This is a genomic window from Streptomyces sp. 891-h (assembly GCF_022760275.1).
Classification (GTDB): domain Bacteria; phylum Actinomycetota; class Actinomycetes; order Streptomycetales; family Streptomycetaceae; genus Streptomyces; species Streptomyces spirodelae.
Map to the genome: position 1 here is coordinate 6,408,066 of NZ_CP050693.1, position 13,518 is coordinate 6,421,583.

Annotated in this window: 14 protein-coding genes and 7 tRNA genes; 12 read left to right on the forward strand and 9 right to left on the reverse strand. The window is 70.9% G+C overall.

What is annotated here, in order from left to right:
* Positions 1-88: 88 nt before the first annotated feature.
* The 5 genes from HC362_RS28200 to HC362_RS28220 form a co-directional block, all read right to left on the reverse strand.
* Positions 89-160, reverse strand: a tRNA-Val gene (locus HC362_RS28200).
* A 1-nt stretch (position 161) separates the two neighbouring features.
* A tRNA-Val gene (locus HC362_RS28205) sits at positions 162-233 on the reverse strand.
* A 24-nt stretch (positions 234-257) separates the two neighbouring features.
* Positions 258-332 (reverse strand) — tRNA-Val (locus HC362_RS28210).
* A gap of 1 nt (position 333) precedes the next feature.
* Positions 334-407 (reverse strand) — tRNA-Cys (locus tag HC362_RS28215).
* Between the two features lie 32 nt (positions 408-439).
* Positions 440-512 (reverse strand) — tRNA-Gly (locus tag HC362_RS28220).
* 167 nt (positions 513-679) lie between these two features.
* Between HC362_RS28220 and HC362_RS28225 the strand changes: the two genes are divergently transcribed.
* Genes HC362_RS28225 through HC362_RS28235 form a run of 3 tightly spaced genes read left to right on the forward strand, consistent with a single transcriptional unit; the run spans position 680 to position 3,569 of the window.
* Entirely contained in the window at positions 680-1,825 is a 1,146-nt protein-coding gene (locus HC362_RS28225; protein ID WP_243087000.1) for a chorismate-binding protein, read from the forward strand.
* A 3-nt stretch (positions 1,826-1,828) separates the two neighbouring features.
* Positions 1,829-2,650, forward strand: coding sequence for an aminodeoxychorismate lyase (locus HC362_RS28230; protein ID WP_243087001.1), 822 nt, complete (start codon positions 1,829-1,831; stop codon positions 2,648-2,650).
* 40 nt (positions 2,651-2,690) lie between these two features.
* Positions 2,691-3,569: a GNAT family N-acetyltransferase gene (locus HC362_RS28235; RefSeq protein WP_243087002.1), complete on the forward strand. Its 879-nt coding sequence runs from the start codon at positions 2,691-2,693 to the stop codon at positions 3,567-3,569.
* Positions 3,570-3,623: 54 nt separating this feature from the next.
* Here HC362_RS28235 and HC362_RS28240 read toward each other — a convergent pair whose 3' ends face one another.
* On the reverse strand, positions 3,624-4,175 hold the full coding sequence (locus HC362_RS28240) for a DsbA family protein (protein WP_243087003.1): 552 nt from the start codon (positions 4,173-4,175) through the stop codon (positions 3,624-3,626).
* A gap of 103 nt (positions 4,176-4,278) precedes the next feature.
* Here HC362_RS28240 and HC362_RS28245 point away from each other — a divergent pair, with 103 nt between their 5' ends.
* Together HC362_RS28245 and HC362_RS28250 are read left to right on the forward strand one after the other, a co-directional pair.
* Positions 4,279-4,788, forward strand: a complete 510-nt coding sequence (locus HC362_RS28245; RefSeq protein ID WP_243087004.1) for a hypothetical protein — start codon at positions 4,279-4,281, stop codon at positions 4,786-4,788.
* Positions 4,789-4,921: 133 nt separating this feature from the next.
* Positions 4,922-5,080: a hypothetical protein gene (locus tag HC362_RS28250; RefSeq protein ID WP_243087005.1), complete on the forward strand. Its 159-nt coding sequence runs from the start codon at positions 4,922-4,924 to the stop codon at positions 5,078-5,080.
* Between the two features lie 10 nt (positions 5,081-5,090).
* Here HC362_RS28250 and HC362_RS28255 read toward each other — a convergent pair whose 3' ends face one another.
* Entirely contained in the window at positions 5,091-5,663 is a 573-nt protein-coding gene (locus HC362_RS28255) for a CGNR zinc finger domain-containing protein (protein ID WP_209267893.1), read from the reverse strand.
* A gap of 248 nt (positions 5,664-5,911) precedes the next feature.
* The gene (locus tag HC362_RS28260) at positions 5,912-6,325 is read right to left on the reverse strand and encodes an SsgA family sporulation/cell division regulator (RefSeq protein WP_026005227.1); all 414 of its coding nucleotides are present in this window, start codon (positions 6,323-6,325) and stop codon (positions 5,912-5,914) included.
* A gap of 200 nt (positions 6,326-6,525) precedes the next feature.
* Here HC362_RS28260 and HC362_RS28265 point away from each other — a divergent pair, with 200 nt between their 5' ends.
* The 7 genes from HC362_RS28265 to HC362_RS28295 all read left to right on the forward strand — a co-directional run bounded on the left by HC362_RS28265 (position 6,526) and on the right by HC362_RS28295 (position 11,543).
* Complete coding sequence (locus HC362_RS28265; RefSeq protein WP_243087006.1) at positions 6,526-6,882, forward strand: TIGR02611 family protein; 357 nt, start codon at positions 6,526-6,528, stop codon at positions 6,880-6,882.
* Positions 6,883-6,928: 46 nt separating this feature from the next.
* Positions 6,929-7,000: transfer RNA gene (locus tag HC362_RS28270), tRNA-Val, on the forward strand.
* Between the two features lie 67 nt (positions 7,001-7,067).
* The gene (locus tag HC362_RS28275; protein WP_243087007.1) at positions 7,068-7,538 is read left to right on the forward strand and encodes an SRPBCC family protein; all 471 of its coding nucleotides are present in this window, start codon (positions 7,068-7,070) and stop codon (positions 7,536-7,538) included.
* Between the two features lie 51 nt (positions 7,539-7,589).
* Positions 7,590-7,661 (forward strand) — tRNA-Val (locus HC362_RS28280).
* Positions 7,662-7,833: 172 nt separating this feature from the next.
* Positions 7,834-8,751, forward strand: coding sequence for a hypothetical protein (locus HC362_RS28285; protein WP_243087008.1), 918 nt, complete (start codon positions 7,834-7,836; stop codon positions 8,749-8,751).
* Positions 8,752-8,931: 180 nt separating this feature from the next.
* Positions 8,932-10,914, forward strand: coding sequence for a threonine--tRNA ligase (gene thrS, locus HC362_RS28290; protein WP_243087009.1), 1,983 nt, complete (start codon positions 8,932-8,934; stop codon positions 10,912-10,914).
* A gap of 89 nt (positions 10,915-11,003) precedes the next feature.
* Positions 11,004-11,543 (forward strand): HIT domain-containing protein, encoded by a 540-nt coding sequence (locus HC362_RS28295; RefSeq protein ID WP_209267897.1) that lies wholly within the window; start codon positions 11,004-11,006, stop codon positions 11,541-11,543.
* Positions 11,544-11,607: 64 nt separating this feature from the next.
* Here the strand turns inward: HC362_RS28295 and HC362_RS28300 are convergent, their stop codons facing one another.
* A complete protein-coding gene (locus tag HC362_RS28300) occupies positions 11,608-13,281 on the reverse strand; it encodes a hypothetical protein (RefSeq protein ID WP_243087010.1) in 1,674 nt (557 codons plus the stop codon).
* Between the last annotated feature and the right edge of the window lie 237 nt (positions 13,282-13,518).

The window sequence follows — 13,518 nt, forward strand, 5'->3', positions numbered from 1 at the left end:
GCCCCCGCAACGCGAGGCGAAGCCGAGCAAAAACAACGAGGGCGAAGTGGCCCGCGCTTTACGCGGGCACACTTCGCCCTCGCCTTCGTGGACGATACTGGGATTGAACCAGTGACCTCTTCCGTGTCAGGGAAGCGCTCTCCCGCTGAGCTAATCGTCCGTGCGCGGTACTGGGATTGAACCAGTGACCTCTTCCGTGTCAGGGAAGCGCTCTCCCGCTGAGCTAACCGCGCGGGAGGTCCGGTGGTGACCGGACCTGGTGGACGATACTGGGATTGAACCAGTGACCTCTTCCGTGTCAGGGAAGCGCTCTCCCGCTGAGCTAATCGTCCTTGGAGGTGGAGACGGGATTTGAACCCGTGTAGACGGCTTTGCAGGCCGTTGCCTCGCCTCTCGGCCACTCCACCAGGTGCGGGGGTCCGGGAGGTCCCCCACGTCGAGCGGACGACGAGATTCGAACTCGCGACCCTCACCTTGGCAAGGTGATGCTCTACCAGCTGAGCCACGTCCGCAGCGCCTGTCCGGGCCGTGCCCGGGAGGCCGTCCCCGGAGCGCTTCCGCGCCTCGGCGACGTGTTGAACTTTAGCGGATTCCCGGGCCAGCTCAAATTCCGTTTCCGCAGCGTGGCCGCCCAGCGGTCCGAGGGGCGGCCGTTCACCGGCCCCATAGACTCGAAACCGTGTCCGATCTGACCCCGCTCGCCCGGCTGGGCGGCCACCTTGCCACCGACCTCCGCGACGTGACCAGCGACCCCGAGGCCCTCGACTCCTCGGGCTGGTGGGCCGTGGTCGCCGACTACGAGGGCGGGCTGTGCTGCGCCCGCTTCGGCGACGTGCGCCCCGCCCCCCTGCCCACGCCGGTGCCCGGCCGCTGGCGCGGCCCCGCCCCCGACGACTGGGTCAGCTCCCTGGACCGGGCCGCCTACACCGAGGGCGTACGGCGCATCCGTGCGGCCATCGGCACGGGCGACGTCTACCAGGTCAACCTCTGCCGGGTCCTGTCGGCGCCGCTGCCCGACCCCTCACCCCGGGCCGCCGACATCGACCAGCTCACGGCTCGGCTCGCCCTCGGCACCCCGGCGGCGTACGCGGGCACCGTACGCCTGCCCGCGCACGGGGTGGAGATAGCCACCGCCTCCCCCGAGCTGTATCTGCGCCGCGCGGGAAGCACCGTCGAGTCCGGCCCCATCAAGGGCACCGGCCGCCGCGAGGCGGACCTGGGCGAGAAGGAACGGGCCGAGAACGTGATGATCACCGACCTGGTCCGCAACGACCTGGGCCGGGTCTGTGTGCCCGGCTCCATCACCGTCCCCCAGCTGTGCGCGGCGGAGCCCTACCGGGGGCTGGTCCACCTGGTCTCCACGGTCCGCGGGGAGCTGCCGGACACCGCCGGGCCCGCCGTCGCAGGGGGCGCGGACGCCGGAACGGTGGATCCCGGTTCTGTGGACCCCGCCTCCGGGGTGTGGGCCAGGCTGCTGGAGGGCACCTTCCCGCCCGGCTCGATCACCGGAGCGCCCAAATCCAGCGCCCTGCGGCTGATCGACGAGCTGGAGACGGTGCCGAGAGGCCCGTACACCGGGGGCATCGGCTGGGTCGACGCCGACCGGGGCGTGGGCGAGCTGGCCGTCGGCATCCGCACCTTCTGGATCGAGCGCGACCACCCGCGCCCGCTGCTGCGCTTCGGCGCCGGCGCGGGCATCATCTGGGACTCCGACCCGGAGCAGGAGTGGCGGGAGACCGAGCTGAAGGCTTCCCGGCTGCTCGCGGTAGCGTCGGGGGAGTACGACGACCGTGACACAGCGGCTCCTCGAGGCTCCCTGAGGTGAACAGTGAAGATCTGGCTTGACGGCGGACTGCGGGACGAGCACAGCGCGAACGTCTCCGTGCTCGACCACGGGCTCACGGTCGGCGACGGCGTCTTCGAGACCGTCAAGACCACGGACGGCACCCCGTTCGCGCTCACCCGCCACCTGCACCGGCTCACCTCCTCCGCGCGCGGCCTAGGCCTTCCCGAGCCCGACCTGGACGAGGTACGGCGGGCCTGCGAGGCCGTCGTCGCCGCGAACCCCATGCCGTACGGCAGGCTGCGGATCACCTACACCGGCGGTCTCTCGCCGCTCGGCTCCGACCGCGGTGAGGCGACGCCCACCCTGGTCGTCGCCCTGGGCCAGGCGGCCCGCAGGCCGGACACCACCTCCGTCGTCACCGTCCCCTGGACCCGCAACGAGCGCGGCGCCATCGCCGGGCTGAAGACCACTTCGTACGCGGAGAACGTCGTCGCCCTCGCCCGCGCCCGCCAACAGGCCGCCACCGAGGCCCTCTTCCCCAACACCCACGGCCTGTTGTGCGAGGGCACCGGCACCAACGTCTTCGTCGTTCTCGACGGCGAGCTGCACACCCCGCCGCTGTCCTCCGGCTGCCTGGCGGGCATCACCCGGGCCCTGGTCCTCGAATGGACGGGCGCCCGCGAGACCGAGCTGCCGATGGAGGCGCTGGAGCGCGCCGAGGAGATCTTCGTGACCTCCAGCCTGCGCGACGTCCAGGCCGTGGCGCGGCTGGACGGACGCACCCTGCCCGGCGCCCCCGGACCGGTGACCGCCAAGGCGATGCGGGTCTTCGAGGAGCGCTCGGCCGCCGACGTCGATCCGTAAAGAAGTGGTGGTGGCCGCGTCCGCCGGGTAGAACCGGACCGTGACGACCACTCTTCGCCCCACCGGCCCCGAGAGCCGCACTGCCGAGGGCAGACGCTCGCGCGCGTACGAGGTGTGCGTCAACTCCCGCCCGGTGGGCGCCGTCACCCTCCTGGGCCCGTCCGGCGACGGTCCGGCGGTGGGACGGCTCGAGCGGCTGTTCATCGAGGAGGGCGAACGGCGCCGGGGACGCGGCACCGTCGCGGCGCTGGCCGCCGAGGAGGCGCTGCGGGGCTGGGGCTGCACCCAGGTGGAGGCGAACGTCCGGCTCGACGGCCTCGGGGAAGGGGAAGACGCCGGCGGTGCCGGAGAGGCGATACCCGCGGGCGTGCGCCTGCTGGGCGTGCTCGGCTACACCGAGCACAGCCGCCACATGATCAAGCAGCTCGGCGAGCGGCCCCGACTGCCGCCTGGCAGCGCCGTCCGGCCGCTGACGGAGGGCGAGTTCGACGCCTGGTGGGAGGCGGGGGCCGCCACCTTCATCGAGGGACTGGTCGCCCGCGGCTTCACCCCGGAACAGGCCGCGGCCAGGTCCGCGGCCGCCCGGCGTACCCAACTGCCGGACAGCGCCGCCTCACCGGGCACCGCGCTCCGGGTCCTCACCCGCGACGGCACCGACGTGGGCTCCGTCTGGCTGGGCTTCACCGGGCTGCCCCGCACCGACGTGGACGCCTGGGTGTACGACATCAACGTGACGCCCGAGCGGCGCGGCGAGGGCCATGGGCGCTCGCTGATGCTCGCCGCCGAGCAGGTCTGTCTGGACGCGGGGGCCCGGCGGCTCGGGCTCAACGTCTTCGCCGGGAACACGACAGCGCGGCGGCTCTACACCTCGCTGGGCTTCCGCCCGGTGCAGGGCTGCTACGTCAAGACGCTGCTCTAGCCGCGCTGAAGCCGCCGCCACGTCAGCAGGCCGCTGTGGCCGTCCGGCCGTCGGTCAGCGGCCGAGGAGCCGGTCGGCGATCTCCTCGATGCGCTCCCGCAGCCCCTCCTGGCTCTTGCCGCCGTCCAGCCGCTGCCCGTCGATGACGTACGTCGGCGTGCCCGTCACCCCGAGAGCCTTGCCCTCGGCCTGATCGGCGTCCACCACCAGCAGATGCCGGCCGTCGATCAGCGCCGAGGAGACCTCCTCGGCGTCCAGGCCCAGCTCGCCCGCCACCTGGGTCAGCAGCTCCTCGCCGCGCTGGGACAGCTCCTTGGTGCGCTCCAGCAGAGCCCCGGCGTACTCCTCGCCCCTGCCCTGCTCGTACGCCTCCTCGAACGCCTGTGCCGCGGCGTAGGCGTGCTTGTTCTTCTCCAGCGGGAAGTGCCGCAGCCGGATCTCCAGTGCGTCGCCGTACCGCTCGCGCAGGGCCCGCAGATCGTCCTGGGCCAGGTGGCAGTCCGGGCACTGGAGGTCGCACCACACGTCGAGGGTGGCGCGGGCACGGGGGTCCCTCGCGGCCGAAGGCTGGGGGAGGGTGGTGCCGGAGTCGGTGGAGTTGTCCATGGTCACAGTCTCTCAGCCTCCGGGAGGGGCCCTACCCCGAGATGTCCCTGATCCCCGTGCCCGACCGTGGCGGCCACCGCCCGGCCGGTGCGACGATGGAGACATGCTCACCACCACCGTCTGCGCCGCGCTCTCCGCCGCGGGCCTGGCCGTCGCGTTTTTGACGGCGTGGCGCCGCCGCTTCGCCGCCGCGACGCGTATCGCCGCCGTCGCGCTGGTGCCGGTCGGGCTGGCGATGTCGGGGCTGGTCGGCCTCGGCGGCAAGATCGGCAGGGCGTTCGGTAGCTGGGCGGCGGACCTGGTGCTCAAGCCCACCGTGTGGGGCGGCTTCGCCGTGCTGGCCTGCGCCGTCGTGCTGTGGATCATCGGCCGCGCCGCGGCCGGACGGACCGCGGCGCGGTCCGCCCGCGGGAGCCGAGCGGCGGAGCCCGCCGCCGCTGCCCCCGCGCTCGGGGCCGCCAACCAGCCTGCGACCCAGCCGAAGCCCAGGGCCGAGAAGCCCAAGGCCGAGAAGTCCAAAGCGGAGAAGGCCAAGCCCGGCAAGGGCAAGTCCGCCGAGCCCGGTGAGGACTTCTCCGACATCGAAGCGATCCTCAAGAAGCACGGGATCTGACACGCCCTCCGGGCGTACGTCGGCCCCTCTAGCAGGCCGATCGGGACAATGAGGGACTTTTACCGGGAAACCACCGGTAATGGGGGTGCGCGGTCGGACGGGGTCGCGGGGGCTGCGACATGATCGCGGCGAGATGGACACGACGCCGAACTCCACGATCGAGCTCGACGAGCTGCCGCCCGAGCCCAAGGGATGCCTCTACGCACTCTCCCAGCCGCCGCTGATGCTGTTCCTCGCCGTGATCGCGGTACTGCTCGGCGCGGCCGGGGCACACGACCTGCTGCTGCTGTGAACGCTCCGCCTCAGCTGCTGGAGCCGGCCTCTGCCGACTCCCGGCGGCGTGCGCGGTAGGCGGCCACATGGAGGCGGTTGCCGCAGGTGCGGCTGTCGCAGTAGCGCCGGGAGCGGTTGCGGGACAGGTCGATGAAAGCGCGCCGGCAGTCCGGTGCCGAACAGCGCCGCAGCCGGTCGCGCTCCCCGGAGACGAGGACGAACGCCAGCGCCATGCCGCAGTCGGCCGCCAGATGCTGGGCGAGGGAGGCGTCCGGGGCGAAGTAATGGACGTGCCAGTCGTAGCCGTCGTGGTCGGTGAGCTGCGGTGTCGTCCCGGCCTCCGCGACCAGCGCGTTGATCAGCCCGGCGGCCGTTCGCGAGTCCTCCGCCGCGAACACCTGCGCGAAGCGGTCCCGCACCTCGCGTACGGCCCGCAGGTCGTCCTCGGTGAGGTCACCGACCCCGCTGACGTCGTTCTGCTGGACGTAGGCACGCAGATCCGCCACGGACACCAGCGTGTCGGGGGTGTCGCCGTCCGCCATGGTGTTGAGCAGCTCGACCGCCTGGTCGAGCGCACACCGGGTGTCGTGGTTGATCTGCACGGGCCGCTCCTGCCGTGTCCGGGAACATCTCCGGCCTGATGCGGAAGCCTAGTCGCTGCCCGCCGGTCGGGGGCCGGTCGGTTCCGGACGGTGGCGGCCCGGTGGCCGAACGCAGCGACGCCGCCGCCACGTGAAGTCACGCGGCGGCGGCGTCGCAGTGTGCCGTTACACGAAGTGGTGCCGTGGCACACGGCTGCCGGGACCGTCGGCCGTCGCCCCGAGTCGGACGGCCGCGGTGACCGGCGGTCTCAGCTCTCGGCGAGGATGTGCGAGAGCTCGGTGTCGAGGTCGAAGTGGCGGTGCTCGGTACCGGGCGGCACAGCCGCGTCGGTCCGCTTGAGGAAGGATTCCAGTGCCCGCGCCGGGGCCTCGAGCAGGGCCTCGCCCTCCGGAGAGCTGAGGGCGATGCATGCCACGGACTGGCCGTGGCTGCGGGACGGCCAGACTCGGACGTCCCCGGTGCCTGTGGGCCTGTGCAGGCCCTCGGCCAGGAGATCGCGGGCGAAGACCCACTCCACGGTCTCCTCGGCACCGGTGTGGAAAGTGGCGTGCACGGCGTAGGGGTCCGCCGTGTCGTACCGCAGGCCCGCTGGTACAGGCAGTGAGGACTCGCTCGAAACAACGAGGCGCAGGTGCAGCTCACAGCTCACCGTTGTGTTCATAAGCGCCAGGGCCTTTCGCTCAGTGTGCGCTCGGGGATTCGCACGTCGGCGAAATCGACATGCCACCTACGCGCCGGTTGTAAACCCCTCTGACTGATTTGTACGGAATCGAATCCTTCATACGGCTCTTGTAGGTTTGAGGAGTGCGCCCATTCCAGTGAATCCGGTCCGACCGGAAGGCGTCGGGTACCTTGTCCCTCATGACTGCGGAGAGTGACGCGATGCCGCGTGATATCCGGGAGGAGAAGCCTCTCGGCTCCCGTGCGCCGAAGTTCGTGCGGGCCTCCCGGCCGCTGCACATGAGCTGGCGGGTCGGGATCTTCATCGTCGGTCTGGCGATCGTGACCGGCGGCGTGATCATGCTGCCGCTGCCGGGTCCTGGCTGGCTGGTGATCTTCGGCGGGATGGCCGTGTGGGCGACCGAGTTCGTCTGGGCACAGCACGTCCTGCGGTGGACCAAGCGCAAGTACCGGGAAGGCACCCAGTGGATGAAGGAGCGCCGGGCGGCACGCAAGGAGCGCAAGATCGCCCAGCGCGCCGGGCGGCAGTCCCGCTGATGGTCATGAGCACCCGCTGACATGCGGTAATGTTGTGCGCGCCAGCGGGCGATTAGCTCAGCGGGAGAGCGCTTCGTTCACACCGAAGAGGTCACTGGTTCGAACCCAGTATCGCCCACACTGTGCACCGGGGCCCGGAAGCGACCAGCTTCCGGGCCCCGAGGCGTTGCCGGGAGGGGGAGCGCATGGGCGCGAGCGGGGGCCGGAACCACTACAGCTTCCGCACGGCATGGTGGGTCCCGGCTCCGCCGACGCGCGTCTTCGCCGTGCTGGAACGCGCCGAGAGCTATCCCGAGTGGTGGCCCCAGGTGCGCCGCCTCGCCCGGACCGGCACCGAAAGCGGCACCCTGCGCATCCGGTCCGTACTGCCCTACGAACTCTCCGTAGCGATGCGCCTCTCGCGCCGCGACCCGGCGGCCGGGGTTCTCCAGATCGGTATGAGCGGCGACCTGGACGGCTGGGCCCGCTGGACCATACGCGCCACAGGCACCGGAGCCGTCGCCCTCTTCGAGCAGGACGTGGAGGTCAACAAGCGGCTGCTGCGCCTGCTCGCCATACCGGGCCGCCCCCTGTTCATCGCCAACCACAAGCTGATGATGCGCAGCGGACACCGCGGTCTGCGGGCCCTGCTGGAAAGGGGTTTGGATGAAGAGTGAGACGCACTGTATTGTTCTGTGCGTGCCGCCGCACCGACGGCGGAACACCCGGGGCGATTAGCTCAGTGGGAGAGCGCTTCGTTCACACCGAAGAGGTCACTGGTTCGAACCCAGTATCGCCCACCCCGTGTTCAGCTGAGAGCAGCAGAGGCCGGACCGCCAGCAGGCGGAACGGCCTCTTTCCTTTTCCCCGATTTCCGTGTCATCTCCGGTTTTTCCACATCCCCGAGCGGCCGTTTGCGGCACCGTTCCGTGGTCAGGAGAAGAGGGGAGTGGCCGGGACACGGAGAGCGTGATGCGAGTCGCCGCCGACGACGATGAGATCCACTGGAGACGCGAACTGCCCGCGAGCAACACGGCAGCCACCTGGCGTGCGCGGCAGAAGCTGAGCACGGCCGCCCGGGCGATGCTGCGCGCCGCTGCCCTGGCGGCCCAGCGCAGCACCGGTTTCCACGGGGCACGCGGCGAACGCCTGGCCGACGCCTTCGCCGACCGCGTGCGCTACGCCGAGAGCGCGGAGGAGGGTAGCGCCGGCCGTCAGCTGAGCGCCCGCGTCCCACCGGAGGCTCAGCACGGCGACCGGGAACTCGCCGTGCTGAGCCGCGCCCTGCGGGCGACAGCCGACGCCGTCTGCCGCTACCGCGCCACCGGCGCCACCGAGCACTTCGACGCCGCTGTCGCCGACGGCTGCTGCGCCGAACTCACCGAATCCCTCTGCCAGATGGTGCGCGGAACCGAAGGCGTGCGGATCACCCTCGGCTGGTCGCGGACGGCCGGAACGCCGCAGGGCTGCCCCCAGCGGCCGCTGCCCGTGGTCTTCACCCCCGGTGACCTGGCGGCGCTGGAGCTGGCCGGGCGGCACTACGAACGCGCCGAGCCCTCCGTCCCGGTCCGGCTGACGGGCACCGTCGTACGGCTGCGCCGCGCTCGGCCCGACGGCCCGGGGTCGGTACGGCTGGATGTGCTCGCGGGCGCCGAGGTGACCCAGGTGCGGGCCCGGCTGGAGGAGGAGGGCTACCGCCGGGCCGTCCATGCCCACCTGGCGGGGCTGCCGCTGCGGATCGCGGGACTGCTGGAGAGCAGAGGCGGCTTCCGGCGGCTCAGCGGCTGTCACGACATCGCGCCCGCCCCGGTGCCGGACCAGGCGAGGGAGCGGCTGCTGAAGCGGCTGCACAACGGCCTCGACGACTTCGAGCGTGGCATGCACCGCTGAACGGCCCGGCCGAAGCCTGCCCACCCGCGCCCCTCGCAATGGGCGGCCGGTCACCGTCCGGGGGCCGTTACCGTTTCGCGGTCGGGCCGCTCGGCTCGGTACGATTCGACGGCGCGGCGTATGCCCGCGCTCACGGTGTGGCGACGGCCACGCGTCCCAGGTGAGAGTCAGGAGAGACCGGTGTCAGATGTCCGTGTGACCATCCAACGCGATTCCGAGCGGGAAGAGCGCGTGGTGACGACGGGCACTACGGCCGCCGCGCTCTTCGAGGGCGAGCGCTCCGTCGTGGCCGCACGCGTCGGCGGTGAGCTGAAGGACCTCACCCACCCGCTGGGCGACGGCGACGAGGTCGAGCCCGTCGAGATCACCAGCGACGACGGCCTGAACATCCTGCGCCACTCCACCGCGCACGTCCTGGCCCAGGCGGTCCAGGAACTCTTCCCCGAGGCCAAGCTCGGCATCGGCCCGCCCGTCAAGGACGGCTTCTACTACGACTTCGACGTCGCCGAGCCCTTCACCCCGGACGATCTCAAGCGCATCGAGAAGAAGATGCAGCAGATCCAGAAGCAGGGGCAGCGCTTCTCCCGCCGCGTCACCACCGACGAGGCGGCCCGCGAGGAGCTGGCGGACGAGCCGTACAAGCTGGAGCTGATCGGCCTCAAGGGCAACGCGGCCAACGCCGCCGAGGGCGCCTCGGCCGAGGTCGGCTCCGGCGAGCTGACGATCTACGACAACCTCGACGCCAAGAGCGGCGAGCTGTGCTGGAAGGACCTGTGCCGGGGCCCGCACCTGCCCTCCACCCGGCTGATCCCGGCCTTCAAGCTGATGCGGTCGGCCGCCGCGTACTGGCGCGGCAGTGAGAAGAACCCGCAGCTGCAGCGGATCTACGGCACCGCGTGGCCGACCAAGGACGAGCTCAAGCAGTACCTGGAGTTCCTCGCCGAGGCCGAGAAGCGCGACCACCGCAAGCTCGGTACCGAACTGGACCTCTTCTCCATCCCCGAGGAGCTGGGCTCCGGCCTCGCGGTCTTCCACCCCAAGGGCGGCGTCGTCCGCAAGGTGATGGAGGACTACTCCCGCCGGCGGCACGAGGAGTCCGGGTACGAGTTCGTCAACACGCCGCACATCACCAAGGAGCGGCTCTTCGAGATCTCCGGGCACCTGCCGCACTACGCGGACGGCATGTTCCCGCCGCTGGAGTTCGACGAGCAGAACTACCGCCTCAAGGCGATGAACTGCCCGATGCACAACCTGATCTTCCGGGCCCGGGGACGCTCCTACCGGGAACTGCCGATGCGGCTGTTCGAGTTCGGCACCGTCTACCGGTACGAGAAGTCCGGCGTCGTGCACGGGCTCACCCGCGCACGCGGCTTCACCCAGGACGACTCGCACATCTACTGCACCAAGGAGCAGATGCCGGACGAGCTGGACAACCTGCTCACCTTCGTCCTCAACCTGCTCCGCGACTACGGCCTGTCCGACTTCTATCTGGAGCTGTCCACCCGCGACCCCGAGTCGGACAAGTTCCTGGGCACCGACGAGGAGTGGGAAGAGGCCACCGAGGCGCTGCGGCAGGCAGCGGGCAAGCAGGGCCTGGAGCTGGTCATGGACCCGGGCGGCGCCGCCTTCTACGGGCCGAAGATCTCCGTACAGGCCCGCGACGCCATCGGCCGCACTTGGCAGATGTCCACCATCCAGGTCGACTTCCAGCAGCCCGCCCGCTTCGAGCTGGAGTACACCGCGGCCGACGGCTCCCGCCAGCAGCCGGTGATGATCCACCGCGCGCTGTTCGGCTCCATCGAGCGGTTCTTCGCCGTCCTGCTGGAGCACTACGCGGGCGCCTTCCCCGCGTGGCTGGCGCCGGTGCAGGCGGTCGGCATTCCGATCGGCGACGACCACGTGCCGTATCTGACGGAGTTCGCCGCAGCGGCGAAGGCCAAGGGGCTGCGGATGGAGGTGGACTCGTCGTCGGACCGGATGCAGAAGAAGATCAGGAACGCCCAGAAAGCCAAGGTGCCGTTCATGGTCATCGCGGGTGACGAGGACATCGCCAACGGCGCGGTCTCCTTCCGGTACCGGGACGGCTCGCAGAAGAACGGCATTCCGCGCGACCAGGCCCTGGCAGAGATCGCCGACGCCGTGGAGCGCCGTATCCAGGTGTGAGCACACGGTCACCCAAGGGCGAGGGGCGGTCCCGGTGCGGGGCCGCCCCTCCTCGTCCCCGGAGCCGCCCGGCGCATAAGCTGGCGGACATGACGAGTGAGCCGGAGCAGCAGATCGGAGTGGGGACGCCGGACGCGTTCCAGCGCCTGTGGACGCCCCACCGGATGGCGTACATCCAGGGCGAGAACAAGCCGACCGGTCCCGGTGCCGACGAGGGCTGCCCGTTCTGCGCCATCCCGGAGAAGTCCGACGAGGACGGGCTGATCGTCTCCCGGGGGGAGCACGTCTACGCGGTGCTCAATCTGTACCCCTACGCCGGTGGACACCTGCTGATCGTGCCCTTCCGGCACATCGCGGACTACACCGAGACCGACGAGGGCGAGACCGCCGAGATGGCGGCGTACACCAAGCGGGCCATGACGGTGCTGCGCCGCGTCTCCGGAGCGCACGGCTTCAATCTCGGCATGAACCAGGGCGCGGTCGCGGGCGCCGGTATCGCCGCGCATCTGCACCAGCACGTGGTGCCGCGCTGGGGCGGGGACAGCAACTTCATGCCTGTCGTCGGCCACACCCGGGTGCTGCCCCAGCTGCTGGCGGACACCCGGGCGATGCTGGCCGAGGCCTGGTAGCCGGAGGCCCGCCGCCACGCCGGCAGGCCCGCCGCCCCGCCGGCGCGGGCGCTGCCGCGCCGGCTCACGCGTCGTAGACGTCCGCCTTGAACGGCTTGGCGTCCTGGACCGCGGCGCTGAGGTTGAGCGAGCGGCTGCCGAACTTCTCGACGTTGCAGCCGTTCTCCTCCAGCACCTTGATGGCCGCCGTGTGCACTACCCGCAGCACCGGGGTCGCCGCGCGCATCGCGTCGTCGGCCATGAACCGGTGCCGCCAGGGCTTCTTGGCCCAGGCGTGCCGCAGGCCGAAGGGCTCGGGCAGGCTGAGCTTGCCGCCGAGGAAGTCCAGCACCGGAGGGAACCAGGTCAGCGGGGCGCGCGCGGCGAGGCGCACCACCTCGTTGGTCTCCACCAGCGGCAGCTTGACCGTGCGGGTCTCCCAGAACTTGACGCTCTTGGCGACCTCCTTGGTCTTGGCCTTCGGGCCGCTGGTGAACAGGCCGTCGACCGGGCCGAGGGCGTGGCCCGTGACCTCGATGCGCAGCGTGTGGTGCAGCACGGTGACGCTGATCAGCAGGGTGATCACCAACTGGCCGTCCCACAGCACGAACTGGACGCCCAGATAGTGCCGGTTGCCGGCGCCGAACTGCTGCTCGTTGCAGATGCGCTGTATCTCGAAGTCCTTGATGCGGTAGCCCTCGACCTCCTGGCCGTCCGGGCGCTTGACCTCCTTGGCGCCCTCCGCGATGGGAGAGACGATCCAGTGCCGTATGGAGGGGGTGGGGAAGCCGCCGGTGTGCAGGGGGCCGCGCTCCAGCATGCGGAGCTGGTCGTGGATGGCGCGGATGACGTCCCAGCTGCGGAACGGGTTGATGTCCTCACCCTCACGCGCGGGGGACAGCTCCTCGGCGAGCTGCCAGCTTCCCCAGCGGGTGCCCATGCCGAGTATCCCCTTGGGCCCTGCGTAGTAGACGAGGTTGCTGGCCTGTTCGGCGGCGACCTTGGCCAGGCCGAGGCGGATGCGTTCGGCGCCCGCGTCGCCCGGGTCCTGGGGCACCGCCTCGGGGATCTTGGCGCCGACCCCCGCGCCGCCGAGCAGGCTCTCCCAACGGCCGCGCAGATCCTTGGCGTACCGCTCGCAGATCTGTTTGGCCCACACTCCGCCGATGATCGGCGCGACCAGCATGGCCCTCAGGTATATCCCCCAGAAGCCGCTGACCGGGAGTTTGATCGCGAAGAGGACGACCAGCGCGCCGACGGCGACCAGCACCACCATGCCGATGGCCCCGGCGCGTTTGTCCTTGGAGCCGGCGATCATACGGCGCAGTTGGAAGGCGAGCAGCCACAGCAGCACGCCGGGCAGGAACAGCAGGCCGAACAGGGTCATCACCAAGGTCAGCCGCGCGTCGCGCTGTTTGCGTACCCGGGTGGCGGCCAGGCAGTGCTCGACCACGGTCTGCGGCTCGATGCCGAAGGACTGGATGAGCGGCTTGCGTGCACCGCCCAGCAGCCGGGTCTGTACGGCCCGGGAGAACGCCTCGCCCAGGTTGGGTTCGAACAGCGAGAGCCGCGGCTTCTTGAAACTCGCCTCGGGGTTGGCCGCGATGAGCTTCTCGACCTCGTCGTCGCGGTAGGCGGCGGAGGCCAGCGCCTGGGTCGCCGCCGTCTGGCCGCCCGACCCGGAGATGGGCACCTGGGCACCTGGTGTGAACTCCGCCGCCACGTCCGGATGGCTGCTGAGATCGTCGAATCCGGCCACTGGGCCCCCACTCCGCCGCGCTGTTCTGGCCGACCACGACAGACGGCTTCCCAACTGCCGTGGTCCGCACACATCTTGCCGCAACCGATGGGGAGCAGTCTGCCTCTGCCCGTCGTCCCCCGTCTGCGGGTCGTCTGTGGCTCGTCGCGCAGTTCCCCGCGCCCCTGAATGGTTTGCCCGCGAAGCTTGGGAGGTCTGCGCCAGAGGCGCAGGGCTGGCAAGCGCAGCCCCCATGCG